Raw genomic sequence first — 26,252 nt, forward strand, 5'->3', positions numbered from 1 at the left:
GAACAACAATTAATCTGTGAACTGTTGCATATCTATTAATTTCCGGTATAAACCCTCCTGCTGAATCAATTCACTATGGCTACCTGATTCCACAATTTGACCAGCATCAATTACGACAATTGTGTCGGCGCTCTGAATCGTACTTAGACGGTGTGCAATAACAACTGTAGTACGATTTTCCATCAACTTATATAAGGAATCCTGAACCAATTTCTCAGATTCAGTATCCAAAGCTGATGTTGCTTCATCAAGCAACATAATGGGAGGATTTTTTAAAACAGCACGGGCAATACATATACGTTGGCGCTGTCCTCCAGAAAGTTTAGCCCCTCGATCACCGATATTTGTTTCATAACCCAATTCTGTTTTTAAAATAAATTCATGAGCATTCGCGATTTTTGCAGCAGCTTCAACCTCTTCCTGCTTAGCAGAAGTATTAGAGAAAGTAATATTATTAAAAATCGTGTCATTAAACAAAATGGATTCTTGATTAACTACTCCAATCATCGTGCGCAAAGACTCTTGATCGAGATCTCTTAAGTCTATTCCGTCAAAAAGAATCTGACCGCCGGTAACATCCATAAACCGTGGTATCAAATCTACCAGTGTAGATTTACCGCCCCCGGATGGGCCTACTAGCGCAATTGTCTTACCTTTTTCAATAGTCAAATTGATATTCTTCAAGATGTTCTTTTCACCATAAGAAAAATCCACCTGTTGAAATTCAATCGCTTCTTTAAAATCAGTAACTTCCTTAGCATTAGGCTTATCAGTAACTTCACTTTTGGTATCAATCAATTCCAGTACACGCTCTCCAGCAGCAATACCATTATGAATATTGCTAAAGGCATCAGTTAATGCTTTTGCAGGACGCATAACCTGGGAGAATATCGCGATATATGCAATAAATTCCGACGCACCAAATTCATCACTACCTGACAAAACTAAATTTCCACCATATAATAAAATAATCGCCACCATGATTACACCTAACAATTCGGATACTGGCGAACCCATCTGTTGCCGCCTTGCCATGGCACGCATAATACCGGCATAACGATCATTCTCATCATTGAAGCGTTTTTTGACAAAATTTGTTCCATTAAACGCCTTAACAATACGAACTCCTGATAAAGCCTCATCTAAAAAGGAAATCATATTTGCATACGAAGTTTGTCCCGCGATAGCTTGCGCCTTTAATGTCTTAACGATCTTCGATATAAAAAATGCAGAAATTGGGATAACTAACATCGCAAAAAGAGTCAACTTTGTTGAGATAGCAAATAACGTAACTAAAAAAGCAATCAATTGTAATGGCTCTTTAAAGACTACCTGCAAAGTTCCTGTTACAGAAAACTGCACAACCTGAACGTCGGAAGCTACTTTTGAAATAATATCTCCTTTTCTTTGCCCATTAAAATAACCTAAATGCAGATCCATTACATTATTAAAAACAGTTTTACGTAAATTCAATAAAGTATGAATACGTAAGTTTTCCATGATTCTCTGAGATAGATAACGGAATAAATTACTGATAAAGACAGATATAATAATTGCGACGCAAACAAACTTCAATGCACCATAAGGACCATACTGTTGATTGGCCAAATTTGCATAATAAGTAAAATAAGCCGGTAATTGACCAAGACCTTCTGGCTTGACTAACACGACATCGCTTGAAACCTGTTCTGTATTGAACAATACATGAAGCAAAGGAGCCAACATCGCCAAGTTTAACGTACTGAATACAACTGTAATTAATGTAAAGATAATATACGGAATAGCATATTTCTCAATGGGTTTGGCAAAAGAAAGTAATCTAAAGTATGTTTTCATTTATGATATTAAGGTAGCAAAAATACTAAAATTACGCGCAATATATAAGGAATAGTTTAAAGGAATGAAATCTTGCACTTGGATGATATTAAAAATTTAATTCAATAAACACCAATTTAAACGACATTATACTAGTATTTTAATAGAAAAAGCCTAATTTAGTCCTTGTAAATTGTAAAATACCAGAACATAATGCAAATAGAAGTTGCCAAAAGGTTGCAACAAACCGAAGAATATTATTTCTCAAAAAAATTAAGAGAGATTGATGAGCTCAATAAAGCAGGTGCTCGCGTGATTAATTTAGGCATCGGAAGCCCCGACTTACCTCCTCACCCTGAAGTTATTCAGACCTTGACGACAGAAGCGGCTAAAACCAATGTACATGGCTATCAGAACTATAAAGGTTCACCTGTTTTGAGGCAAGCAATTGCAGATTGGTATCAACGTTATTATCAGGCAACATTCAATCCAAATACAGAAATTTTACCTTTAATAGGCTCTAAGGAAGGTATTGTTCACATTTGCATGACTTACTTACAAGAAGGTGATGAAGTTTTAATACCAAATCCGGGATATCCAGCGTATGCGGCAGCAGTACGGTTAAGTGGAGCCACGGCAATTACCTATGATTTATCTGAAGAAACAGATTGGTTACCTGATCTTAAAAAACTTTCTGAAAACGATTTATCAAAAGTAAAATTAATGTGGATCAACTACCCTCATATGCCAACTGGTTCGAGTGCAAACGAAGGATTTTATCTTGAATTGATTGCTTTTGCAGAGGCAAACCATATTTTAATCTGCCACGACAATCCTTATAGTTTTATCTTGACAGACAGCCCTAAAAGCATTATGTCTATTGAAGGTGCAAAGGATGTTGCCTTGGAACTTAATTCATTAAGCAAATCCTCCAATATGGCCGGATGGCGAATCGGTATGTTAGTGGGCGCAGAGGCACGGATCAATGAAGTATTACGTTTTAAAAGCAACATGGATTCGGGAATGTTCTTACCAGCTCAATTAGCAGCGGCCAAGGCATTGCAGTTGGATCAAACATGGTATCAAGATTTAAATGCAATCTATCACGAAAGAAGGCAGTTGGTTTTCGAAATCATGAACCTGTTGGGCTGTACATATAAAAAGAATCAGGTCGGTTTATTTGTGTGGGCCAAAATTCCAGATAATTACGAATCAGGCTACACGTTAAGTGATGAGGTGTTAGATCTATCACGTGTCTTTATTACTCCCGGAGGTATATTCGGAAGTGCTGGAAACACCTATATTAGAATAAGTTTATGTGCCTCAGTTGAAGTATTAAAAGAAGCAATTGCTAGAATAGAACAAGCAAAACAAACGAATTAAGATTGAAATAACATGATGAATATAGCCATTATTGGCGTCGGTTTAATTGGTGGCTCCGTCGCCATGAAACTAAAAGAAAAAAAATTCTGTGATCAGGTTTTTGGTGTTGACAAAAGTGATGCTAATCTAACAAAAGCATTGCAAATAGGCTTCATTGATCAAAAGGCAACATTAGAGGAAGCTTTAGAAAAATGTAAAGTGATCATTCTCACAGCTCCAGTTGATGCGATAATCACATTAGCGCCCAAATTATTGGATCTCGTAAAAGATCAAGTCATCATTGACATGGGCTCTACCAAACTAAATATTTTACAGTTAATCTCGGAACACCCTAATCGTGGCCGCTATGTTGCCGCCCATCCAATGGCTGGTACCGAATATTCAGGCCCCGAAGCAGCATTACCAAATTTGTTTAAAGATAAAATGATGGTTTACGTTGAGGCATTTAAATCTGATGAAGATGCATTCGAATTAACAGATTCCATTACCGAACAACTGGAAATGCGGACGTCATTTATGACTGCAGAGGAGCATGATACACACACAGCCTATGTTTCCCATATTTCTCACCTGACTTCTTTTGCTCTAGCGTTAACTGTTTTAGAGAAAGAGAAATCGCAGGGTCGAATATTTGAATTGGCAGGATCTGGTTTTGAATCAACGGTACGCTTAGCAAAAAGCTCACCGGATATGTGGACACCTATTTTCAAACAGAACAGAGTTAATGTACTCGAAGTGTTAGAGGAAAACATCAAGCAGCTGCAGGCTTTAAAAGATGCCATCCAAGATGAAAATTACACTCAATTACACAAATTGATTAAAAAATCAAATAAGATTAAACGTATTATTAAATAAAACCCACTTGCTCCAACTGGCAAAGGCGAATTATTGTTTCATACAAAGTAATGAGAAGAAAGCATAGGAACTCGCAAGGTTCCTATTTTTTTTTTATTAAAAAAGATCACAGGATCATCGCTCTGCTGTTGTCTGTTTAACACCGTATGCTTCAGTTATATTGCTTTCAATTACTGATATGGATTTCATCCACGACGTATAAACATATCGGAATAAATAAATGCTGCCCCATCAACTACCAATACTTACATAATAGTGAGAGCTTACGATCAATTACGAGTAGAATTAGAAGTATTTTCTAAGAAATAGCATAAAATATTTTGGTTTGTAAAAAGCAAGGCATATATTTGCAACGTAGTTCAAATAGAAATACATCTAATCAACACCTCTTAATCAGGTCTTGATTTATAAAGAAGTGGCGAGAGACTGGCTCAATGACCCACTGGCAACCTTCAAAATACGTTTGAAAAGGTGCCAATTCCTGTCCAAAGTAATATTGCTTTGGAGGATATAAATGAAACGACAAATGATAATAACATTACAACAAAACAAGAAGGTAAATTCTAGCACCAACGTAACAGATACAAATATTCCATCAAAACAGATGCGAATGCTTTTGCACATGTTTACGTTTTCTTGTTAATCAATCTTTTTTAAAATTTATTGATTTCAAGTACATATCCATGTGCCCAATCTCACCCCTATTTTTTATTAACGAATCTTCAACTAATTAATTATAACTACAATGTCTACAAATAAAAATTTAAAATTCGAAACACTTCAAGTGCATGCTGGCCAAGTTGCCGATCCAACAACTGGAGCGCGTGCAGTACCTATATACCAAACCAGTTCATACGTATTTGAAAATGCAGAACATGGAGCGAACTTATTTGCATTAAAACAATTTGGAAACATCTATACACGTCTGATGAATCCAACAACAGATGTATTTGAGAAACGTATTGCTGCATTGGAAGGCGGTATCGCCGCTGTAGCAGTCGCTTCTGGACAGGCTGCGCAATTCATTGCATTAAATAATATCGTAGAAGCTGGTGAAAATTTTGTTTCCAGCAGTAATGTATACGGTGGTACATATAATCAATTTAAAGTAGCATTTAAAAGAATTGGTATTGAAGTACGTTTTACTAAAGAAACAACCGCCGAGGAGTTTGAATCACTAATCGATGAAAACACAAAAGCTTTATACTTAGAAACAATTGGAAACCCAAGTTACGATATTCCAGATTTTGATAAGATAGCAGCTGTTGCTAGAAAACATGATTTACCACTTATCGTAGACAATACTTTTGGAGCTGGTGGATATCTATTTAAACCTCTTGAACACGGAGCTTCTGTAGTTGTAGAGTCTGCAACAAAATGGATTGGTGGTCACGGTACAAGTATTGGTGGTGTCATCGTAGATGGTGGTACTTACAACTGGGGAAATGGTAAATTCAAACAGTTTTCTGAACCTTCAGAAGGATACCATGGATTAGTTTTTTCAGATGTTTTTGGCGTTAATGGCCCATTTGGAAACATTCAATTTGCAATCCGCGCACGTGTTGAAGGACTACGTGATTTTGGACCAGCTATTTCACCCTTCAATTCATTCCAATTGATCCAGGGCTTAGAAACATTATCGCTTCGTGTTCAGCGTCATGTAGACAACACATTAGAAATTGCGAAATGGTTAGAAGCCCATCCGCAAGTGGAAAAAGTGAATTATCCAGGGTTAAAAAGCTCTCCTAGCTTTGCAAATGCGCAAAAGTATTTAAAAAATGGATATGGTGCTGTTCTTTCATTTCAAATAAAAGGTGACGTGACAAAAGCCGATGCTTTTATCGATAGCTTAGAGCTAATAAGTCATCTCGCAAATGTGGGTGATACGAAGTCATTGATCATACACCCTGCGGCGACTACACATCAACAACTGAGTGAAGAAGCTCAAAAAGCTGCAGGTGTATTTGTAGGATTATTACGCCTATCTGTCGGTATCGAACATATTGACGATATCAAAGCAGATTTACAACAGGCCTTCGATAAAATTAAATAATTTCAGATAGCACTATTATATAAAAGCGTAAAAAAAACTATGAGTAAGAAATTAACGATTGGAATGTTTGGATTTGGGGTTGTAGGACAAGGATTGTACGACATTATCAAGACTAAAAACTTAAATTTAGAAATTAAAAAATTTGTCATCAAGAACGCTGACAAAAAAAGATCATTACCTGCTGAATTATTCACAACAGATGCTGAGGCTATTCTTGGTGACTCTGAAATCAATACCGTAGTAGAATTGATCGATGATGCTGATGCAGCTTACGCACTGACTGTTCGTGCATTAAAATCTGGAAAAAACGTTGTTTCTGCAAATAAGAAAATGATTGCCACGCATTTAGAAGAATTAGCGGCAATACAACAAGAATACGGCACAAGTCTACTATATGAAGGTGCAGTATGCGGAAGTATTCCAATTATCCGCAATTTAGAAGAGTATTATGACAATGAATTATTACATGCCGTGACCGGTATTTTTAATGGCTCCTCTAATTTTATATTGTCTAAAGTCTTCAATGAAAATCAACCTTATGCAGATGCGTTAAAAGAAGCGCAGGACCTAGGTTTTGCTGAAACTGATCCTACCTTAGATGTCGGTGGTTTTGACCCTAAATACAAATTAACGATCGTCGCTGCTCATGCTTATGGTATCAATGTAAATCCTGACGATGTTTTCAATATCGGTATTGATAAATTAGGAGCACAAGATATTCGCTTTGCAAAAGAGAAAAATTTCAAGATCAAATTGATCCCTACTGCTCGAGAAATAGATCAAAATAAAGTGGTTCTTTATGTTATTCCTAAGTTTATCAGTTCGGAAAACATTTTATTCAATGTTGAAAATGAAAATAACGGCGTCCTTGTAAAAGCAGCATTTGCAGATGAACAATTTTTCTACGGTAAAGGTGCTGGAGGTCATCCTACCGGATCTGCAGTATTATCTGATATTACAGCGCTACGTTATGACTACAGATATGAGTACAAGAAGCATTTAAATACAGATGCATTATCATACAGTACCGATCATGAAATCAAGGTGTACTTGAGATATGAAGATGACTGCCTAGTTGAAAAATTAGGTTTCACAAAAATTATTGAAAGATATTATGCTCCTGATTTTAAGTACGTTATTGGAACAATAAATTTGAAGAAAATCACAGATCTTAAATCTGAAATAAACAAAACAGGAAATTTTATAGCTGAAATTGCCTAAATTAATAAAAAGTACCGAATACCAACCAACCCTAACACTTGCTAATCACAAGTGAAAAACGTTGGATCTACTTGTAGGTTCAACGTTTTTTTATTTATCATCACCCCAATTCACTTCTATAAACCCCGTGCTGCAGCTACTACAAATCATGACTTATATTTAACAATTCAGATCTTTAATTAATGGCATTACTTACCACATAATCAGGTTCAAAACCATTTAAACTGCTATTTTTTGTTAAAAAATAGCATATTTAGAACTATAATAAATATGTGGCAGAAAATTTGCTTAATATCGTTAATATCACTATATTGTGATGTTACTAAAAATATTATAAATTATGGCTAAGTGGTTAACAATTCTACTGATAATGGTAGGCAACTTGGTTTTTGCAGATACCAATACAATTAATGCACAAGAACACTCGAATTCTAGTTATATAATTCTTGCGGTTGTTGCTTTATTGGCAATAATCTATATTCTATATAGAAGACAAAAAAGAAAATTTAACGATTAAGGGCATAAAGGGGAAGTGAAACTTCCCTTTATGCCTTAGTGTTTCCATATCTAATATCATCCTCCCGCCAATCATAGGTCATTCTAAAAGACCTTCATCACGAAAACTATAATACCCATTGTCTGTAAAAATAATGTGATCATTAACCCGGATATCCATTATTTTCGAAGCCTCCGCAATCTTTTTTGTCAGAATTTTATCCGCTTTACTTGCTTCACGTGAACCCGATGGATGATTATGAATTAATATCATAGAATGAGCTTTACAATTAAGAGCATTTCGTAGAACAATGCGAACATCAACTGGAGTAAAATCATTGCCTCCACGGCCTATTAATTGTTTATCCAGCACTTTACAAGCTGTATTTAAATACAAAACCCAAAATTCTTCGTGAGGAAGATCTTGTAACTGGTACCGAAAATATTCATAGACCCGCAGACTACTATTTAACAAAGGTTTTTCAATATATTCAGATTCCTTGCGTCTACGTCCTAGTTCAAGTGCGGCGACAATCGTAATCGCTTTAGCTTCACCTATACCTTTAAACTCACAAAGCCGCAATACCTCCATTTTGGAAAGACTATCCAGATTGTTTTGAACACTGGATAAAATACGTCTGCACAATTCAACTGCAGTTTCTTGCCTTGAGCCCGAACCAATAAGAATAGCAAGCAACTCTGCATCAGACAGTGAACGACGACCTTGCTCCAATAATTTCTCTCTAGGACGATCTGCCTCCGCCCAATCTCGAATGACCAGTTTGCTCATATCACAATAATAAGGTGTAAAAAAGGTTTATATAATCTACTAATTTAATCATAAATTTAAAAACTTAAAATAATTAGTATCAATTATTTAAATAAATTTTAGCATTTCAGAGCATACATGAGCATGCTTTCTTTTTTTCAAATCGTTTTGAAATCTTATATTTGTAATTGAACATTTATTTTAATAAAATGAGTAAAGCGATTATTAAAACAGAAAAGGGCGACATGACTGTACAATTTTATACAGCAGATGCTCCAAATACCGTTGCAAATTTCATCAAATTAGCTAAAGAAGGATATTACGATGGATTAAGTTTCCACCGTGTGCTACCTGACTTTGTTATTCAAGGTGGATGTCCAAATTCACGTGAAGGTGCTTCTGGTATGCCTGGAACAGGTGGCCCAGGTTACAAAATCGACTGTGAGTTAACCGGTGAAAACCAATTTCATGATAGAGGCGTATTATCAATGGCACATGCAGGCCGTAACACTGGCGGATCTCAATTTTTTATCTGCCACAGCCGTAACAACACTGCTCATTTGGATAGAAATCATACTTGTTTTGGAAAAGTTATTGAAAACGTTGATATTGTAGATGATATCCGTCAAGGTGACCGTATTTTAAGTATTGAAGTTATCGAAGACTAGTTCTCAACAAGAAAAAGTGTATTATGAATTTAAGAGCATTAGTTTCTGTAACAGGAAAACCAGGATTGTTCAAATTAGTTGGACAAAATAAAGGCGGATTTATTTTAGAGACTCTCGACAGCGCTAAAATTAAATCGGTAGTAAATTTATCTTCTACGAAAATGGCAACATTAGAAGACATTACAATTTATGGCGAAGAAGAGGAAATTCGCTTATTGAATGTTTTTGAAACAATCAAAGAAAAAGGATTAACTGTAGATCCTAAAGCAGATGGTCAAGCATTACGTGATGCTTTCCGCGAAATTGCACCAGGTCACGATGAATCTCGCGTCTATTCGTCAGATATTAAAAAAATCTTTACATGGTACAATATCATTAAAGATTTACCTTTATTTGAAGAAGAAGCACCAGCTCCTTTAGTATAATTTAGGATAAAAAAGAGAGGGTCTTAACATATGTTAAGACCCTCTCTTTTTTTATTTTTAGTTTCTACTTTCCTGCTTGAACAATTCCTTTACAGATATCCGATATCAAAGCTGGTCCCTCATAAATAAATCCTGTATAAATTTGAACAAGGCTAGCCCCAGCATCAAGTTTTTCAATTGCATCTGCCGCAGAATGAATCCCGCCAACACCTATAATAGGAAAAGATCGGTTTGATTTTTCTGAAAGATAGCGAATGACTTCTGTCGAGCGCTTGGTCAAGGGAGCTCCACTCACCCCTCCCATTTCTTTAACCAAATTTTCATCACTTTGAAGGCCCTCTCTAGATATCGTAGTATTTGTTGCAATGACACCAGCAATACCAGTTTCTTGAACAATTTCAACAATATCATCCAATTGACTATTTGTCAAATCTGGAGCAATTTTAAGAAGAATAGGTTTCTTATTTAATTTTCGTTTATTCAATTCCTCGAGCGTATTTAAAATATGTTTCAGAGGCTCCTTTTCCTGCAGATCACGAAGTCCAGGAGTATTTGGAGAACTGACATTGACAACGAAATAATCAACATAATCAAAAAGTGCATTGAAACAATAAATATAATCATCTACCGCCTGTTCATTTGGAGTGATTTTATTTTTACCGATATTTCCACCGATTAAAAGTCCTTTACGATCTTCAGTAGCTAAATGTTTAAGACGATTAGCCGCAACGTCAGCACCTTGGTTATTAAAACCCATACGATTGATTAATGCCTTATCAGGAATTAAACGAAACATCCGTGGTTGATCATTTCCTGGTTGAGGTCGTGGCGTTACAGTACCAATTTCAATAAAACCAAAACCAAAATTGGCCATATCAGTAATGTATTCGGCATTTTTATCAAAGCCTGCAGCCAATCCTACAGGATTTTTAAATTTAAGGCCAAATACTTCGCGAGCCAAATTCGGATTTTCATAGGTATACAGACTGCTTAATAATTTTTTAGCACCCCAGATTTTTGAAAACATTTTTAATCCCCCAGTCACCGTATGATGAGCAGATTCAGGATCCATTGAAAAGAAAATAGGTTTTACCAACTTGTACATATGCACAAAGGTAGGCAAAGAAGAAGAAATTTCATTACTTTTGCAATCGAAATGATATCAATAAATAACTTAACATTCGAAATAGGCTCTCGCGCATTGTATGATGAGGCCAACTGGCATATTAAACCTGGAGATAAGGTAGGTCTAATTGGAGCCAACGGTACCGGTAAATCTACTTTGTTGCGATTGATCGTAGGACAGTATACGCCTACTTCAGGAAGTATATCGATGGCAAAGGACTTAAAAATTGGTTACCTAAATCAAGATTTATTATCTTATCATTCTGATAAAAGTATTTTACATGTAGCAATGGAGGCGTTTGAGCGCCAAAATCAATTACATACTGAAATAGAAAACTTACTCCAAAAATTAGAAACAGACTATTCTGACGATATTCTAAATAAATTAAGTGACAAGCAGATGGAATTCGAAGCTTTAGATGGCTATAGTATCGAATTTAGGGCTCACGAAATTTTAGCGGGTTTAGGTTTTTCAGAAGATGAGCAGAAACGTCCGTTAGCGACCTTCTCCGGTGGATGGCGCATGCGTGTCATGCTGGCTAGAATCTTATTGCAGACTCCAGACATTTTATTGCTGGATGAGCCTACCAACCATATGGATTTACCTTCTATTAAATGGCTGGAAAATTACTTGCAAGGCTTTGAAGGTGCTATCGTTATCGTCTCACACGACAGGTACTTCTTAGACCGTATTATTAAAAAAACGGTAGAATCCCGCAAAGGTAAATTAACGCTGTACGCTGGTAATTACAGTTTTTATTTGGAAGAGAAAGCACTAAGAGGTGAAATTCAAGCTGGTCAATTCAAAAATCAGCAAGCTAAAATCAAACAAGAAGAACGTTTGATCGAACGTTTCCGTGCGAAAGCCTCAAAAGCAAAGATGGCACAATCCCGTATTAAGGCTTTGGATCGAATGGAAAGAGTGGAAGATGTTGATGATGATAACCCAACGGTAAACTTTAGCTTTAAGTTTTCAAAACCATCGGGAAGACATGTTGTTACCTTAGAAAATGTATCGAAATCTTATCCAAACCTCGAAATTTTAAGAAATACGGAGGGGATCATTGAAAAAGGTGATAAAATAGCCTTGATCGGTGCCAATGGTAAAGGTAAATCGACCTTGTTGCGTATTGTGGCAGGTGCAGATACGGAGTATGAAGGGAAATCTGAACATGGCCACAATGTATTGCAAACGTTCTTTGCACAGCATCAATTGGAAGCCCTGCATCTGGAAAACAGCATAATAGCAGAGATGCAAGCTTTTGCGCCCAAACATACAGAAACGGAGTTACGTTCAATCTTAGGCTGTTTTCTATTTTCCGGTGATGACGCATTCAAAAAGATCAAAGTTCTATCTGGAGGCGAAAAATCACGTGTTGCACTAGCAAAAGCATTAACAGCTGATGCTAACTTCTTGGCACTAGATGAGCCTACCAATCACTTGGATATGCAATCGGTTAATATTTTGATTCAAGCGCTTCAGCAATTTGAAGGTACCCTGATTGTCGTTTCTCACGATCGTTACTTTCTGGATAATGTTGCCAACAAAATATGGTATATTGAAGATAAAGAAATTAAAGAATACCCAGGTACATACCAAGAATTTGAAGAGTGGAATTCAAAACGTGTGATCAAACCTGAAGAAAAAAAGGTCGAGAAAAAAGTTGTAGCAGAAGAACCTAAAAAAGTCAAAGCTGCTCCTTCTGAAGATAAATTCAAACTGATCAGCAAAAAGAATAAAGAACTAGCGGCATTAGAGGTTAAAGTAGCTGAAAAAGAAGTTCTTCTAAAAGCACTGGAGACAGAATTAGCAAAAGAAGAGATCTATTCCAACGCAATCAAATTACAAGAACACACGCGTAATTATAATTCCTCTAAAGCAGAATTAGAACAATTGCAAAAAAATTGGGAAGATTTAGCTGAAGAAATTATGGAATTGGAAGATTAATTACACTCACTTAATTAGAAAGGTATACAATAGGCAGGCTTATTGTATACCTTTTTTTATTATGAAGGAATTGTGAAAATAAACTGGATCGAAAATATCTTATACCCGAAAGTTTTTTTAAATAGACGGAAAGCAACAAAGTATTTCCAAGGAAAAACTATTTTAATCACCGGAGCAAGTGAAGGTATTGGAAAAGCCTGTGCAACACTTCTTTCCAAATTCCAGGTACACCTCATTTTAGTGGCTCGATCACAAGAAAAATTAGAAGAAGTAAAAGCAATTGCCATCCAAAACAATTCCACTGCGTCCATCTACGTGACAGATCTATATCAAGAACAACAAATAGATCAACTTATTGAATATATTCATGCAAGACAGATGACGATAGATATCCTTATTTCTAACGCAGGTAAATCGATTCATCGCAGTTTGACAAAATCCTTGCCGCGCTACCATGATTTTACAAGAACAAACATGCTGAATTATTTGGCTCCAGTGAAATTGACATTAGCACTTACTCCTCTTCTATCACAGCAAAAAGGTCAGATTATCAATATTTCTGCGCTCAATGTTCTGCTCCCACCTGCACCACATTGGGCTGCATACCAAGCATCAAAAACAGCATTTGATCAATATTGCCGATCAAACCAATCTGAATGGAAAAAAATGAATGTAAAGCTAAAAACAGTCTACTTACCATTGGTAAAAACAGAAATGATAGCGCCTAACGATCTTTATAAAAACTTTCCTGCCATGCAAAGTAGTGAAGCAGCCTTGCGTATTATAAAGCTCATCTTAGGTACTGGTAGTTATTCTAGGCCATGGTGGTCTCCCTTTCCTATAACAATCGGATTTTTTATTCGAAAAATATGGGATAAATTTTAACCATATTCCTATGAGATTACGACAAAAAATTGATTTCGCTATTCAAGTATTTAAATCCCTCCTATATACGCTTCAATCAGGTATTAATTTATTTACTTTATTGAAATCAATTCGGAAAGCAAAAGATTCCTACTTAAATGATGGTAATCGTACCATAACTTACGCAGCGCTGTATGATGAAACCTGTCTTACGATTGAAAAATTAAAAATAGTACCCAAAAACAAGCTATCTTCCCGAGTCATTCTCATCGCAGACAACAGTTTCAATTTTATTAGCTATCTATTTGCCCTTTCCGCACTTTCAAAAGAGGTAATTATCATGAGTTCCCAATTATCCGATCTCCAATTAGAGAAAATTTTGGAAAATTATCCTCAGGTTCTAATGCTAACAGATAACAAAGACCGATTAGCAAATCTACGTACAAAGTCTTTGATCTATTCTTTTGCGGAAATTAATGCATGCGTCATCAATAAAGTCTCTCATAAAATAAGACGAAACAATGGTAAAATAACAATTTTAAGTACAGGTTCTTCAAATATTCCAAAACCCATTGAACGTAAACTCAATATCTCAAAAATATGGAGTCCATTTACAGAATTAATTTCAAAACTTGGGCTACTTAACTATTCCTCTACTTTCATTACAGTTCCATTTTATCACGGTTATGGTCTTGCAAGTTTGATTTTAGCACTATTTTTAAAGCACAACCTACACTTCACCACAAAATTTAGCGCTAAATGCATTACTCAATTCACGAACAACAGAATAGACTGTTTGGTTCTTTTACCTTCTATGATTCCCAAATTCCTTGAAATAGATCAAAATGCACTGGGCCTGTTCCGATGCATTATTTCCGGAGCAGATAAACTAGAAGCAACATGGGTATCATTTATTCTAAATCAATATACCGAGACGAACATATATAATCTCTATGGAACCACAGAATTGGGAATCTGCAGCATTGCTACCCACACGGATTTAACAAACAACAACAATACGATTGGCCGATTTCTAAAAGGTATCGAATACCACTTGCAAGCAGATCAGCAGCTCAAAATAAGATGTCCCTGGATACACGATCTGTCTAAAAATCAATATGTAAGTACTGGAGATCGCATACACCAGGATAAAAACGGATTTTTATATTATCTTGGCAGAACAAACTCTTCATTTAATATTGGCGGAGAAATTATTCATTTTAGTGAATTAGAAGAAAAAATAAACAGTTATGAATCTGTTGCCAAAACTAGAATTCTCGTATCTAAAAATGAAATGATGATAAGCGAATTGAATTTAGAACTTACCTTAAAAAAAGATTCGGCATTTAATGAAGCAGAATTTAGAAAATGGCTCAATAGGACATTCCCTAAATACTTGCAACCAAAGTCCCTTCACTACAACGATAATTAATCCGTTCGGCTACAATAAAAAACCCTCAACACAGCACATCTAATACCACCTATATATCAACAAATTAAAGATATATTTGTAAATAAAAAATTAAGATTAATTATAATAAAATTCCTTAATCGGCTCAAAATGGATGAGTCTTTCATTGAATTTATTAATGTTCTCCATCTTACCAGATAAGTCATAGATCACAGCCAATTCACCACCTAGCTTTTCAATAGTTTTCCGATTGAATTTCACCTTAAATTTTAGAGCCTCATTTTCGAAATTCGTAACCTGTTCAAAGTCACAATCCATAAATCGTACATGCACGGTACGAATTAAATAATACCGCGATAGCATCAATTCAATTTCCTGAAATAAGGATAAGATAATAACCATGAAGAAAGTAAAAAACATTGCTAATTTTGTTTCTCCTATTCCCGAGATCATACCTAACCCTGCTGTTGACCATATCACGGCGGAAGTCGTTAAACCTTTTACCGACAGTTTTCCTTTAAAAATAACACCCGCACCGATAAAACCAATACCAGTAACGATATTAGCGGCAATACGATCATCACTCCCATTGCCACCCATCATTTTTGAAACAACAGTAAAAACAGCTGAACCAAAACAGATCAAAACAATCGTTCTAAATCCAGCTGCTTTATTTCTATATTCCCGCTCAAAACCTATTATAGCGCCACAAAATATGGCAACCAGCACATTCCAGATGTATTGATTATCAAAGAAATTCAACAAAGAGTCCATAATTGACGAACGTATTATAAATATGCATAAGTAATACCATCACCACCGCGGTCCTGATGTTCGTCTTCAAATCGGGAAATATGGCTGTATTTTCTTAAATAATCACGTATAAACTTGCGTAAAATACCATCCCCTTTACCATGAATAATTTTTAAAGAAGGGTAACCGATCATTACTGCTCTATCCAATACTTTCTCCAGCTCATATAGCGCATCTTCGGTGCGCATACCGCGAAGATCAATCTCAGGATTGAAATCAGCTACAGCATGTACAGAAAGTGTCTTAGATCCAGCTTTTGCTGCTTTCTTCAAATCTTTACCCGCTAACTTGATAACATTTTTGCGCTTCTGCACAGTTCTCAGTTCACCCATCGCTAGAATAAGATTGTTTTTTGCAACCTCTAATACAACAGCCTCATTTTCCGAATCGATAATCTTTACCCAATCGCCAACAGCAATTTCCTCTGTTAAATCAGCGGTAGCAATAGGTTTCTTCTCGATCTTTTTATCCTTAGGTAGTATGGTCGAGAATGAACGATCCAAATTGGCACGAATTTCCTTAGTCTTTTCTTTATCAGCCTGAGCAGACTTAATCTCTGCTACTGTATTTTCAATTAATTTATTAGAGTTTTTTAAGAGTATCTGGGCTTCTTCCTTTGCTTTTTTGAGAATTGTCTTTTTATTCTCCTCCAAATAAGATTGTAAATCCTCGTATTCAGATTTTATGCGGATCAATTCCTTTTCTCGTCTTGTTATAGCAGCTTTTGTATCAAATATTTCCTTCTTCTCGCGCTCCAGATCTACCAAAAGTGTATCTACTTTTTTCTGATGGTTTCCAACCTTCTGTTTTGCTAAATGAATAATCTCTTTATTCAATCCAATTTTTTGCGCAATTTCAAAGGCGTAAGAACTCCCCGGTTTTCCGATCTGCAAGATATAAAGCGGTTTCATGGCGACATTATCAAATAGCATCGAAGCATTTTCTAAACCAGGTGTTTGATTTGCAAATACTTTCAGGTTCGAATAGTGCGTCGTCACCACACCGCGAATGTTCTTTTTATTTAAAGTTTCCAAAACAGCCTCAGCAATTGGTCCTCCAAATAATGGATCAGTACCCGTACCAAACTCATCAATTAAAATAAGCGTTCGAGCATTCGCAAACTCTGTAAAATACTTCATCTTAGAAAGATGAGCGCTATAAGTACTTAAATCACTCTCTATCGACTGATCATCACCAATATCTGCAAAAATTTGCTTATAAATCCCCATTTTGGAGTGCGCATCAGCGGGTATTAATAATCCGGATTGCAACATGAGCTGCATCAATCCTACTGTTTTCATACAGACAGATTTACCTCCAGCATTAGGTCCTGACACCACTATAACACGCTGTACATCGTCGATCTTGATATTTAGAGGAACGATTGTCCCGCGGTCGTGCCCAGCATTTAGTGTCAGTAAAGGATGCCGCGCATTCACTAAATTTATTTCAGCCTCTTTGGATAATTCAGGCATTTCCGCCTCAATATCTAACGCAAAAAGTGCTTTCGATCGAACAAAATCTACCTTAGTAAGTAAGCCATCATACGAAAGCATCAACGGTATATGCGGTCTCAATTTGGTTGTTAACTCGACTAAAATACGTATAATCTCACGTCGTCTTTCAAACTCCAAATCTCTAACCTTATTGTTCAGGTGAAATACTTCTTCAGGCTCTATGTAGGCAGTTTGTCCCGTAGCAGATTCATCATGAATCAGTCCTTTCACCTTACGCTTATTCTCAGCTAAGATAGGAATACAAAGACGGCCGTCTCGAATAGTCAAATTACCGTCAGCTGTCCATCCGCTGTTCTGCGCGCTTTTAAAAATGATATCAATTCTTTTACGTGCTTCCTGTTCTGCTTTCAAGATGCTTTGAGAGAGATCAAGCAACAGGCGTGAAGCATTGTGCTTCATTTTACCCCGATCATCAATGATCATTTCAATATCACGGATAATCTGCTTTTCAATAGGAAGATGTTCAAACAGTAATTCTAAATTAGGGTACTGCCCTTCCCGATCATTGAAATATCGGATGATAGCATAAACAGTTTTCAACGAAAGAAGCACACGATGAAACTCCTCCTCCATTAAAAAGGCTCCTTCGACTTTAGCTTTTTCAACTAAAGCACGAATAGGATATAAATGATCAACTGGCAAAGCATCATCAGTTGTTAATAAATCTTTAAATTCATTTGTTTGACGTAAAAACTTGTCTATCTGATCAAATCGGGTTTGTGGCTGTATCTTATCAACCAAATTACGCCCCGACTCACTGATACATTTTTGTTTTATCAATTCCTTAATCTCGGCAAAACCGAGCTTATCACTTGCGTTATTAGGATAAATCATGTTTCTATTACTATTTATTTAACCGGTTCTGGAGAAAGAATCTCCGTTTTTTGTTTGACCTTTCGGTCCAGTAAAAGAGGTTGTTTGACCGGATTTCTCACCTCCTTTACATCAGTTTTAAGAGGTATATCTTCAGAAGCCTTGACCGATTCAAGTTTAGGTCCCTGGCCATTTCGTATGGATTTGGCCTCAACTTTCTTAGTAACAGTCGAATCGCTTTTGGAAGTAGCTGGTACAGACATATTTTTAAGTAAAAATGTACCTAGATTCAAATTACCTTTTAAACCCGATTTATTATAAAATTCTTGCGCTGCCTTTTTGTAATCCCATTTTACACTATCTTGTTTATAATTTAGGATCAGTTTTTTCTGCGACTCATAAAGTTCTTTAAAATCATTAATGCGAGTTAAACTATCTTGAAAATGTGCATTCTGTATAGAATCTTTTCGTCGAATAGAATCCATTCTGACCTGGTCAGTTTTGATATAACCGTCATTCATATTTTTCAGATTCTTACCGACCTCCTCATATATCTTGTTCATCACTTCGGCATCACTACCATAAAAAGAAAGATTTTTCTTAAAAGAAGTGGAATCTAAATCATACTTTTTGAACGTATTGTCATATAACGGAAATATAACGCGCTTTGCACTATCCGAGTTTAATGTTGATAGATAAGCATCAGTTATATAAATCTCCGTTAGGACCTTCACAAAATCCTTTTTTGGAATAATATCTTTCTCATTTGTACTTTTACAAGAAACAAATAAAAAAATCAGAGCAAGTACATTCAGTATTAATCGTTGCATTTCGTAATTTTGTACAAATTTATAAAAAGGCCTGACATTTGTCACCCTTTGAATTCTTAAATATACAATTATCATGAGTATTGCAAGCAACCTAGAAGCGATTAATTTAGAAGTTAAAGCGCTCGGCGTTCAACTAGTCGCTGTATCAAAAACAAAACCGAATGAAGATATCATGGAAGCCTATGAAGCTGGGCAACGTGTTTTTGGTGAAAACCTTGTTCAAGAACTTGTTGAAAAATATGAATCTTTACCAAAAGATATCGAATGGCATCTTATTGGTCACTTGCAAACAAATAAAGTTAAATACGTAGCTCCCTTTGTGACCTTAATCCATGCTGTTGATTCTTTCAAACTCCTGAAAGAAATCGATAAACAAGCCGCTAAAAACAAGCGTGTGATCGACTGCTTACTTCAGGTACACATTGCTGAAGAAGATACTAAATTTGGTTTTGACCATGCAGAATTAATCGAAATGTTACGCGATGAGGAATTTTTAGCTTTAAAACATGTCAACATCCGTGGCTTAATGGGTATTGCAACCAATACAGAGAATGAAAAAGAGATCAAAGAGGAGTTTTATGAGCTAAAATCATTATATGATGGTATCAAGGCAAGTTTCTATCGTAAAAACGAAAGTTTCAATACGCTGTCGATGGGTATGTCTTCTGATTACAAATTAGCAATAGAAAAGGGATCTAATATGATCCGGGTGGGAAGTACTATTTTTGGAAAACGCGTCATCAAACATTTTAAAAACAATGACTAAAGCAATTATTAGAACTGCTGTTGAAGCAGATTGTCCTGCAATGCTGGAATTAATTAAAGAACTTGCCATATTAGAAAAAGCACCCAATGAGGTAACGGTCTCTATGGAAGAGTTTATTGACGCCGGATTTGGACAAAACCCAATATGGGGAGCTTTTATTGCAGAATTTGATGGGAAAATCGTCGGAATTTCACTATATTACATTCGTTATTCCACTTGGAAAGGAAGAAGGCTCTATCTTGAGGATTTAATTGTGACAGAAAGTATGCGTGGCTATGGAATTGGCAAACAACTTTTCGAAGAAACTATCAATTACGGCAAATCTAAAGGATATCAAGGCATGGTTTGGCAGGTTTTGGACTGGAATGAACCTGCTATTCAATTCTACCGAAAGTATAAAGCGGACTTCGATGCCGAATGGATTAATGTATCGATAACATATTAGAACAGAAAAGGACGGTTAAATTACATGAAACCAAAATACTATTTCAACCCCTCGATCATTTTTGCATTAATTGCCATTACTTCATGTACTGGTAACGATACGGCAAAAGAACAAAAAAAAGCTAGTGGTGATACGCTTCATTATGACATGAAAGAAGTGCATCGGTATAGCAACTTTTTTGTGAAAGAAGGTGAAAAAATAGACACAACATTCTTCAGAGCTAAATATCCACAATTCAAGGATACCGTCATCAACACATTACTCAATCAATCGATTAATTTAGAAGGTGATTCTGAAATCAGTATTTCAGCCAAAAGATTCGTCGATGCATATGATGAATATGTAGAAGAAAATAGTGGCAGTTCTTCTGCAGCCTGGTTTCGGGATTTACAGGCAAAAGTATATCAAAATACCCCTAAGTTTATCAGCATAGAAACCAACCAAACCGAATATACCGGTGGTGCTCATGGTGACCATTTTACTCTTTTTACACATTATGATATCAATTCAGATCAAAAAATAACATTAAACGATATCATAAATGAAGAAAATCAGAAAGAATTGATTAAAATTGCAGAAAAATACTTTCGCAAACTGGAAAATCTATCTGACAAAGAATCTTTAAATGACAAGTTCTTTTTTGAAGCTGGCAATTTTGCCCTTGCAAACAATTTTGCTTTAGACAAAGAAGATCTACTTTTCTATTACAATGTATATGAAATTAAACCCTATTCTGGGGGAAACACAGCACTAAAAGTGCCATATAAGGATATAAAACACTTGATTTCAAACAAGGGTCTAGAATATATCAATAGTATTAATTAGCAATCAACCTCAACGTAATCCTATCCGATGCAAGTTTTTAAATTTGGTGGCGCATCAGTCAAAGATGCTGAAAGTGTAAAAAATTCAGCACATATTATCTCTAAATATAAAGTGGACGCTTTATTGGTCGTCGTATCGGCCATGGGTAAAACCACCAACTTATTAGAAGACGTAACAAAAGCATATCACCAAAATACAGGTGAAGCATTTGAAATACTTGAAAAAGCCAAAGCATTTCATTATAACATATTATCCGGTTTATTCGAAGATTCCAATCATCCTATATTTGATGAAATCGCCAATTGTTTTGTCGAAATCGAATGGATATTAGAAGAAGAACCACAAGATTCTTTTGATTATTTATTTGATCAAATCGTTTCTACGGGTGAAATCGTTTCTTCCAAAATTCTAGCGGCTTATCTCAATCACATTGGTGTAAAATCCCAATGGTTAGATGCCCGCAACTACATCATGACCGATAACACCTATACCGAAGCGCAGGTTAACTGGGAAAAGACAGAAGCTATTATTCAAGCTGAGATCCCAAAAATCCTTAGCGAATATATCGGTGTCACACAAGGATTTATAGGCTCGACATCCGAAAATTTCACGACAACATTAGGTCGTGAAGGATCAGACTATTCGGCTGCAATCTTTGCAGCATGTTTAAATGCTGAACACGTGACAATCTGGAAGGATGTACCAGGTGTACTCAATGCCGATCCAAAATGGTTTGAAAAAACTGAATTGATACCTGAATTATCTTATACAGATGCAATTGAATTGACCTATTATGGAGCAACCGTTATTCATCCGAAAACAATTAAGCCACTTCAGAATAAAAATATCCAGTTAAATGTGCGGTCGTTTCTAAATCCGGAAGTGCCAGGAACTAAGATCAAGAGCACAAATATATCTTTACCTGTACCATCGTTTATTTTTAAGGTCAATCAAATTTTGGTATCCATTTCACCGCGTGACTTTTCATTTATTGTAGAAGATAATCTGCGCGATATTTTCAATTTGTTTCACCAATTCCGCATTAAAATCAATATGATGCACAACAGTGCTATCAATTTTTCAGTTGCTGTAGACGATACCGGTCAAAACATCCTGGAGGTACTGGACGAATTAAAGAAAAAATTCAAAGTCAATATTGAAACTGGTCTAGAGCTTATCACCATCCGTTACTATAACCAAGAAACAATCAATAGAGTTTTAGTGGATAAACAGGTGATCAGCGAACTGAAAGATACCTATACTTGCCAGCTTCTTGTAAAAAAAATATAAATGAATACACTTATCCTTCAAAAGGAGGTTCAAGATTTTATTAATCAAAATGAATCAGAATTTTCCGCTAAATTAGCGCTAAAAAAATCTCCTTTTGAAGGAATTACCTCGTCTGAACTTGCGACACAAATAGATGGCAGACAGCGATGTCGCAAAAAAATTCCGCTTTGGGCAGAAACAGCGAACATATATTACCCCGATAAATTAAACTTAGAACAATGTTCTTCGGAAAAAACAGCGATATTCAAAGCATCACTAATTCCGGAAAACGTCACTTTAATCGATATCACGAGCGGCTTTGGTATTGATGATTTTTACTTTTCAAAAAGAGCTAAAAAAGTAATTTCCTGTGAGATCAATCCGCAACTTGCACTCATATCTCAATACAATGCCAAGCAATTACAAGCTAAAAACATAGAAGTTATCGCTTCAGATGGAGTAGACTATATTGCTAAAAATAAAGATCTTAACATAGGGTATATATACATAGATCCTTCCCGCAGGGTGGCGCAGCAAAAAGTTTTTATGTTGAGTGATTGCGAACCCAACATCGTTTCCTTACAGGAAAACTTTCTACAAAGAGCAGCCCATATCATGATAAAAGTTGCTCCTCTTCTGGACATCACAGCAGCATTGTCTGAGCTAAACCATGTCAAGCAAATCTATGTCATTAGTCTGCAAAATGACTGTAAAGAGCTACTTTTCATTCAAGAAAGAGATTTTTCTGGTCAACCAGAGATTACCGCTGTCCGTATTTTTGGTGACAAAACACAACAATTCACATTCACACAGGCAGAAGAAACTGAAACGGTCACTTCATTTTCAGCACCGCTGCGTTATCTTTATGAACCGGATGTATGTCTTACTAAAGCTGGTGCTTTTAAGAGTATAACCAAAGCATTTGATCTTAAAAAACTGCACCAACATACGCACCTATATAGTTCAGAAATTTACCAAGAAGATTTTTTAGGAAAAATTTATGAAATCATCGAAGTTATTCCGTTTTCCATCTTCAAAAAATCAAAAGAAAAATTAAGAACAAACGCTGTAGCTAGAAATTTCCCTTTAAAAACAGAAGTACTAAAAAAGAAATTTAAAATTATGGACGGCGGTGAATTACATAGTTTTTTTACTACAGATCATACAGGAGAACTGATTGTCATCCACGCGACACGAAAATAGTAAAGCGACAATACCATTACATATTTTCCTAAAATAAAGCATAATTTTATTATATGAGAAATATTGCTTTATCAGCTTTAGATCTTGCGCCAATCAAAAAAGGTTGCACAACGTCAGAAGCATATAACAGAACCATAAAAATAGCGCAACATATTGAGCAGTTAGGATATAAAAGAATCTGGGTAGCAGAACATCACAATATGGAATACATTGCCAGTTCAGCAACCTCGCTCGTTATTCAGCACATTGCAGCAAACACCAAAACCATTCGTGTTGGATCTGGAGGTATTATGCTACCGAACCATTCGCCCCTTGTCATTGCAGAGCAATTCGGTACCTTAGAGACTCTTTATCCAAATCGTATTGATCTTGGATTAGGCAGAGCTCCTGGAACGGATCAAGAAACAGCAATGGCATTACGTCGCAATAATTTTAATACAGCATACCAATTTCCACAGGATGTTGCGGCACTGCAACAATATTTTAGTGACAGTAATGTTGACTCCAAAGTAAGAGCTTTTCCGGCCGAAGGTCTAAACGTTCCTTTATATATTTTAGGATCCAGTACAGACAGTGCCTATTTAGCCGCCAGCCTTGGACTACCCTATGCATTTGCCGCACATTTTGCACCGGCACAACTGGCTCAAGCAAGTGCCATCTACCACCAGAACTTCAAACCGTCAGCTAGTCTTTCAGCACCATATTTTATTGTTTGTGTCAATGTAATTGCCGCGAAAACAGTAGAAGAAGCCGAATTACAGTCAACAAGTGTGAAAAATTTATTTGCGGGGATTCTAACCAATACAAGAGCACCATTGTCACCTCCAACATTTGAGGTTATTTACAAAGGGATTCCAAGTATTGAACAAGCCGCAGACAATATGCTTTCCTGCAGCTTTATAGGAGACAAAGAGACCATCAGAAAGGAATTGGAACCGTTCATCGAAAAACTACAAATCGATGAACTTATGGCCATATCTTATATTTATGATGATCAAAAATGTCTTGACTCGTTCCGTATATTGAAAGAAGCATTAACAGATTAAGAAAGTTTATTTACATCGTGCATTAAAATTTCTATATTTAATTATTCAAATTATAATGCACGATGAAATATTTAAGCCTTACAGCACTATTTATAACACTTATTTTTCAGTCCTGTCAAAATCAGAGTCCGGTTAATAAGACAATTCCTAATGACACTGCCGCTAGTGAAATAACAAGCGACACAAATGCAGTGAGCAAGCCTAGCATCAAAACCTCTACCAATAAAGAAGCATCCATTTTCATGATAGATACCTATCGGATTTATGACGATTCAGAAGATCCGAGCAAAATTTTAAATGATGGATGGCTAGATCTTTATGAGGAAAAAGGAGAATATTACCTTGCAAAGGTCGATTATAAAATAGAAGATGGATTCAGTGAGTGTGCGGGAGTACCCACGAAAGGAGTAATTTCAAAAAGAAATTCCATCCTATTTCTCAATTTCCCTTTTTTAAAAGCAGGAAAAATTGAAAATCTAAAGATCACCAAAGCTGAAATATGGCCTAAAGAAACTGTTCAGTATAATTTTAACAACCAGAAATACTTGTTAAAAGGATATGGTGACATTGTAGGAACCAATATTCAAACAAATGACCAAAACCATGAAGAAGTCTTTCATGATGTTAAAAATTATAAATTAACATGTTCATTCAACGGAAACTCAGAAATAAACATGTTCAAAGCTGACCAATTTAATGACACTTTTATCAAAACATTATTTGTAGGAGATATTGATCGTGATGGAAAACTTGATTTTATTATTTCAACCCCGACCGATTACGAAGAAAACAGCATTATGCTTATCCTTTCATCTCAAATAAGAGATAACGATATGGAGAAAAGCAGCTATAAGCAAGATGTCCAATTTGATTGTTAACGATGAAAATAAAGGCGATCATACAGGATTTCAATCCGGTTCAAAAATGTATATTTTCATTTTCCTTTAGCATCCTAACAGCTGTTATTTGCTATTGTCTAAATATAAACCTCTTAATGAGTGCTATACTTTTTTGGATTACCTTTAGTTTGAGTTACAGCGCTGTGTCGTGGTTTATCTTTTACCAGATGCCCGTAAACCGAATTGTTAGAAAAGCGGCATCCGAAGACGGAAGCCGTCTATTTGTATCCATTTTTATTTTAATGGCAAGTTTTGCCTGTTTGTTCGCTGTACTTCTCATTATTATCACAGATAGTACGACCGATATGCCCAAGGGCGCAAGCATCAGCATCTGTGTATTAAGTATGATGAGCTCTTGGTTTTTGGTACATACGACCTATGTCTTCCATTACGCACATCTGTACTATGCAGACGGTGCCACTGGTAAAGGATTGGATTTCCCAGGAAATGAAAAACCTGATTATATGGACTTTGCATACTTTTCATTTGTGCTCGGTTGTACATTTCAAGTTTCTGATATTGAAGTTTCGTCACGAAAAATTAGAAGAGTGGTTCTGTTTCATGGATTACTCGCTTTCGCTTTAAATACATTTGTTGTTGCATTAACAATAAATATTATTTCCGGCCTTATACATTAACCAAAAAATTTGTACTGGCTACAGACCCTTTCTGGATCAATACAAAAAAATCAAATAGCATATCGTTCTAAAAGCGAAGCCTTGTTACAAAATGCCCATTTAAAAAGAAAACGCACCCATCGAGCGATGGTGTGCGTTTCTAATTGAAAGGGAATT

The 26,252-nt window shown here is 35.9% G+C and carries 23 protein-coding genes and 1 riboswitch; of the genes, 17 read left to right on the forward strand and 6 right to left on the reverse strand.

The genetic code is table 11. The features are described 5' to 3' along the window. Positions 1-9 precede the first annotated feature (9 nt). A complete protein-coding gene (locus WH188_RS15495) occupies positions 10-1,836 on the reverse strand; it encodes an ABC transporter ATP-binding protein (protein ID WP_339424307.1) in 1,827 nt (608 codons plus the stop codon). Positions 1,837-2,028: 192 nt separating this feature from the next. On the opposite strand from WH188_RS15495, the gene WH188_RS15500 reads away from it, so the two are divergent. The 4 genes from WH188_RS15500 to WH188_RS15515 all read left to right on the forward strand — a co-directional run bounded on the left by WH188_RS15500 (position 2,029) and on the right by WH188_RS15515 (position 7,327). Then, the gene (locus WH188_RS15500; protein WP_168126678.1) at positions 2,029-3,198 is read left to right on the forward strand and encodes a pyridoxal phosphate-dependent aminotransferase; all 1,170 of its coding nucleotides are present in this window, start codon (positions 2,029-2,031) and stop codon (positions 3,196-3,198) included. Between the two features lie 12 nt (positions 3,199-3,210). Further along, positions 3,211-4,053, forward strand: coding sequence for a prephenate dehydrogenase (locus tag WH188_RS15505; RefSeq protein WP_232789290.1), 843 nt, complete (start codon positions 3,211-3,213; stop codon positions 4,051-4,053). A gap of 402 nt (positions 4,054-4,455) precedes the next feature. Next, a riboswitch (SAM riboswitch) is annotated at positions 4,456-4,570 on the forward strand. A 228-nt stretch (positions 4,571-4,798) separates the two neighbouring features. Continuing rightward, entirely contained in the window at positions 4,799-6,106 is a 1,308-nt protein-coding gene (locus tag WH188_RS15510; RefSeq protein ID WP_132768462.1) for an O-acetylhomoserine aminocarboxypropyltransferase/cysteine synthase family protein, read from the forward strand. Positions 6,107-6,145: 39 nt separating this feature from the next. Further along, complete coding sequence (locus WH188_RS15515; RefSeq protein WP_339424308.1) at positions 6,146-7,327, forward strand: homoserine dehydrogenase; 1,182 nt, start codon at positions 6,146-6,148, stop codon at positions 7,325-7,327. Positions 7,328-7,922: 595 nt separating this feature from the next. Here the strand turns inward: WH188_RS15515 and radC are convergent. Beyond that, entirely contained in the window at positions 7,923-8,612 is a 690-nt protein-coding gene (gene radC, locus WH188_RS15520; protein WP_168126680.1) for a RadC family protein, read from the reverse strand. Positions 8,613-8,800: 188 nt separating this feature from the next. Between radC and WH188_RS15525 the strand changes: the two genes are divergently transcribed. Together WH188_RS15525 and WH188_RS15530 are read left to right on the forward strand one after the other, a co-directional pair. Beyond that, entirely contained in the window at positions 8,801-9,259 is a 459-nt protein-coding gene (locus WH188_RS15525) for a peptidylprolyl isomerase (protein ID WP_021189688.1), read from the forward strand. Positions 9,260-9,282: 23 nt separating this feature from the next. Then, positions 9,283-9,684, forward strand: a complete 402-nt coding sequence (locus WH188_RS15530; protein ID WP_339424309.1) for a DUF5606 family protein — start codon at positions 9,283-9,285, stop codon at positions 9,682-9,684. 64 nt (positions 9,685-9,748) lie between these two features. Here the strand turns inward: WH188_RS15530 and WH188_RS15535 are convergent, their stop codons facing one another. Continuing rightward, on the reverse strand, positions 9,749-10,789 hold the full coding sequence (locus WH188_RS15535) for a quinone-dependent dihydroorotate dehydrogenase (protein ID WP_132845489.1): 1,041 nt from the start codon (positions 10,787-10,789) through the stop codon (positions 9,749-9,751). 51 nt (positions 10,790-10,840) lie between these two features. Here WH188_RS15535 and WH188_RS15540 point away from each other — a divergent pair, with 51 nt between their 5' ends. From WH188_RS15540 to WH188_RS15550, 3 genes are all read left to right on the forward strand, one after another. Further along, entirely contained in the window at positions 10,841-12,757 is a 1,917-nt protein-coding gene (locus WH188_RS15540; RefSeq protein WP_132845490.1) for an ABC-F family ATP-binding cassette domain-containing protein, read from the forward strand. 72 nt (positions 12,758-12,829) lie between these two features. After that, entirely contained in the window at positions 12,830-13,642 is an 813-nt protein-coding gene (locus WH188_RS15545) for an SDR family NAD(P)-dependent oxidoreductase (protein WP_168126681.1), read from the forward strand. Between the two features lie 10 nt (positions 13,643-13,652). After that, on the forward strand, positions 13,653-15,053 hold the full coding sequence (locus WH188_RS15550; protein WP_168126682.1) for an AMP-binding protein: 1,401 nt from the start codon (positions 13,653-13,655) through the stop codon (positions 15,051-15,053). 96 nt (positions 15,054-15,149) lie between these two features. Here the strand turns inward: WH188_RS15550 and WH188_RS15555 are convergent, their stop codons facing one another. The 3 genes from WH188_RS15555 to WH188_RS15565 are packed head-to-tail and all read right to left on the reverse strand — an operon-like array spanning position 15,150 to position 19,005. Continuing rightward, positions 15,150-15,806 (reverse strand): MgtC/SapB family protein, encoded by a 657-nt coding sequence (locus tag WH188_RS15555; protein ID WP_021190497.1) that lies wholly within the window; start codon positions 15,804-15,806, stop codon positions 15,150-15,152. Positions 15,807-15,820: 14 nt separating this feature from the next. Then, the gene (locus tag WH188_RS15560; protein WP_339424310.1) at positions 15,821-18,196 is read right to left on the reverse strand and encodes an endonuclease MutS2; all 2,376 of its coding nucleotides are present in this window, start codon (positions 18,194-18,196) and stop codon (positions 15,821-15,823) included. 14 nt (positions 18,197-18,210) lie between these two features. Next, entirely contained in the window at positions 18,211-19,005 is a 795-nt protein-coding gene (locus tag WH188_RS15565) for a DUF4296 domain-containing protein (RefSeq protein WP_339424311.1), read from the reverse strand. Between the two features lie 73 nt (positions 19,006-19,078). On the opposite strand from WH188_RS15565, the gene WH188_RS15570 reads away from it, so the two are divergent. The 8 genes from WH188_RS15570 to WH188_RS15605 all read left to right on the forward strand — a co-directional run bounded on the left by WH188_RS15570 (position 19,079) and on the right by WH188_RS15605 (position 26,096). Beyond that, a complete protein-coding gene (locus WH188_RS15570) occupies positions 19,079-19,771 on the forward strand; it encodes a YggS family pyridoxal phosphate-dependent enzyme (RefSeq protein WP_183912827.1) in 693 nt (230 codons plus the stop codon). Then, positions 19,764-20,216 (forward strand): GNAT family N-acetyltransferase, encoded by a 453-nt coding sequence (locus WH188_RS15575; RefSeq protein WP_132845499.1) that lies wholly within the window; start codon positions 19,764-19,766, stop codon positions 20,214-20,216. The genes WH188_RS15570 and WH188_RS15575 overlap by 8 nt, the downstream gene beginning before the upstream one ends. Before the next feature lie 24 nt (positions 20,217-20,240). Continuing rightward, positions 20,241-21,041 carry a DUF3298 and DUF4163 domain-containing protein gene (locus tag WH188_RS15580; protein ID WP_021190494.1) on the forward strand — a complete coding sequence of 267 codons (801 nt, stop codon included), beginning with the start codon at positions 20,241-20,243 and terminating at the stop codon, positions 21,039-21,041. A gap of 27 nt (positions 21,042-21,068) precedes the next feature. After that, complete coding sequence (locus WH188_RS15585) at positions 21,069-22,331, forward strand: aspartate kinase (protein ID WP_339424312.1); 1,263 nt, start codon at positions 21,069-21,071, stop codon at positions 22,329-22,331. Further along, a complete protein-coding gene (locus WH188_RS15590) occupies positions 22,332-23,513 on the forward strand; it encodes a class I SAM-dependent methyltransferase (protein WP_339424313.1) in 1,182 nt (393 codons plus the stop codon). A gap of 53 nt (positions 23,514-23,566) precedes the next feature. Next, positions 23,567-24,559 carry an LLM class flavin-dependent oxidoreductase gene (locus WH188_RS15595; RefSeq protein ID WP_021190491.1) on the forward strand — a complete coding sequence of 331 codons (993 nt, stop codon included), beginning with the start codon at positions 23,567-23,569 and terminating at the stop codon, positions 24,557-24,559. A gap of 62 nt (positions 24,560-24,621) precedes the next feature. Next, positions 24,622-25,437 (forward strand): hypothetical protein, encoded by an 816-nt coding sequence (locus WH188_RS15600; RefSeq protein WP_168126687.1) that lies wholly within the window; start codon positions 24,622-24,624, stop codon positions 25,435-25,437. Positions 25,438-25,553: 116 nt separating this feature from the next. Then, on the forward strand, positions 25,554-26,096 hold the full coding sequence (locus WH188_RS15605; protein WP_237682739.1) for a DUF1345 domain-containing protein: 543 nt from the start codon (positions 25,554-25,556) through the stop codon (positions 26,094-26,096). Positions 26,097-26,252 lie beyond the last annotated feature (156 nt).

Origin of the sequence: Sphingobacterium sp. MYb388, assembly GCF_037479535.1 — a bacterium.
Taxonomy (GTDB): Bacteria; Bacteroidota; Bacteroidia; order Sphingobacteriales; family Sphingobacteriaceae; genus Sphingobacterium; species Sphingobacterium anhuiense.

Bases quoted from the DNA above. Each gene is read 5' to 3' on its own strand.
- WH188_RS15495 (WP_339424307.1), bottom strand. From the start codon at position 1,836: ATGAAAACATACTTTAGATTACTTTCTTTTGCCAAACCCATTGAGAAA.
- WH188_RS15500 (WP_168126678.1), top strand. From the start codon at position 2,029: ATGCAAATAGAAGTTGCCAAAAGGTTGCAACAAACCGAAGAATATTAT.
- WH188_RS15505 (WP_232789290.1), top strand. From the start codon at position 3,211: ATGATGAATATAGCCATTATTGGCGTCGGTTTAATTGGTGGCTCCGTC.
- WH188_RS15510 (WP_132768462.1), top strand. From the start codon at position 4,799: ATGTCTACAAATAAAAATTTAAAATTCGAAACACTTCAAGTGCATGCT.
- WH188_RS15515 (WP_339424308.1), top strand. From the start codon at position 6,146: ATGAGTAAGAAATTAACGATTGGAATGTTTGGATTTGGGGTTGTAGGA.
- radC (WP_168126680.1), bottom strand. From the start codon at position 8,612: ATGAGCAAACTGGTCATTCGAGATTGGGCGGAGGCAGATCGTCCTAGA.
- WH188_RS15525 (WP_021189688.1), top strand. From the start codon at position 8,801: ATGAGTAAAGCGATTATTAAAACAGAAAAGGGCGACATGACTGTACAA.
- WH188_RS15530 (WP_339424309.1), top strand. From the start codon at position 9,283: ATGAATTTAAGAGCATTAGTTTCTGTAACAGGAAAACCAGGATTGTTC.
- WH188_RS15535 (WP_132845489.1), bottom strand. From the start codon at position 10,789: ATGTACAAGTTGGTAAAACCTATTTTCTTTTCAATGGATCCTGAATCT.
- WH188_RS15540 (WP_132845490.1), top strand. From the start codon at position 10,841: ATGATATCAATAAATAACTTAACATTCGAAATAGGCTCTCGCGCATTG.
- WH188_RS15550 (WP_168126682.1), top strand. From the start codon at position 13,653: ATGAGATTACGACAAAAAATTGATTTCGCTATTCAAGTATTTAAATCC.
- WH188_RS15555 (WP_021190497.1), bottom strand. From the start codon at position 15,806: ATGGACTCTTTGTTGAATTTCTTTGATAATCAATACATCTGGAATGTG.
- WH188_RS15560 (WP_339424310.1), bottom strand. From the start codon at position 18,196: ATGATTTATCCTAATAACGCAAGTGATAAGCTCGGTTTTGCCGAGATT.
- WH188_RS15565 (WP_339424311.1), bottom strand. From the start codon at position 19,005: ATGCAACGATTAATACTGAATGTACTTGCTCTGATTTTTTTATTTGTT.
- WH188_RS15570 (WP_183912827.1), top strand. From the start codon at position 19,079: ATGAGTATTGCAAGCAACCTAGAAGCGATTAATTTAGAAGTTAAAGCG.
- WH188_RS15575 (WP_132845499.1), top strand. From the start codon at position 19,764: ATGACTAAAGCAATTATTAGAACTGCTGTTGAAGCAGATTGTCCTGCA.
- WH188_RS15580 (WP_021190494.1), top strand. From the start codon at position 20,241: ATGAAACCAAAATACTATTTCAACCCCTCGATCATTTTTGCATTAATT.
- WH188_RS15585 (WP_339424312.1), top strand. From the start codon at position 21,069: ATGCAAGTTTTTAAATTTGGTGGCGCATCAGTCAAAGATGCTGAAAGT.
- WH188_RS15590 (WP_339424313.1), top strand. From the start codon at position 22,332: ATGAATACACTTATCCTTCAAAAGGAGGTTCAAGATTTTATTAATCAA.
- WH188_RS15595 (WP_021190491.1), top strand. From the start codon at position 23,567: ATGAGAAATATTGCTTTATCAGCTTTAGATCTTGCGCCAATCAAAAAA.
- WH188_RS15600 (WP_168126687.1), top strand. From the start codon at position 24,622: ATGAAATATTTAAGCCTTACAGCACTATTTATAACACTTATTTTTCAG.
- WH188_RS15605 (WP_237682739.1), top strand. From the start codon at position 25,554: ATGAGTGCTATACTTTTTTGGATTACCTTTAGTTTGAGTTACAGCGCT.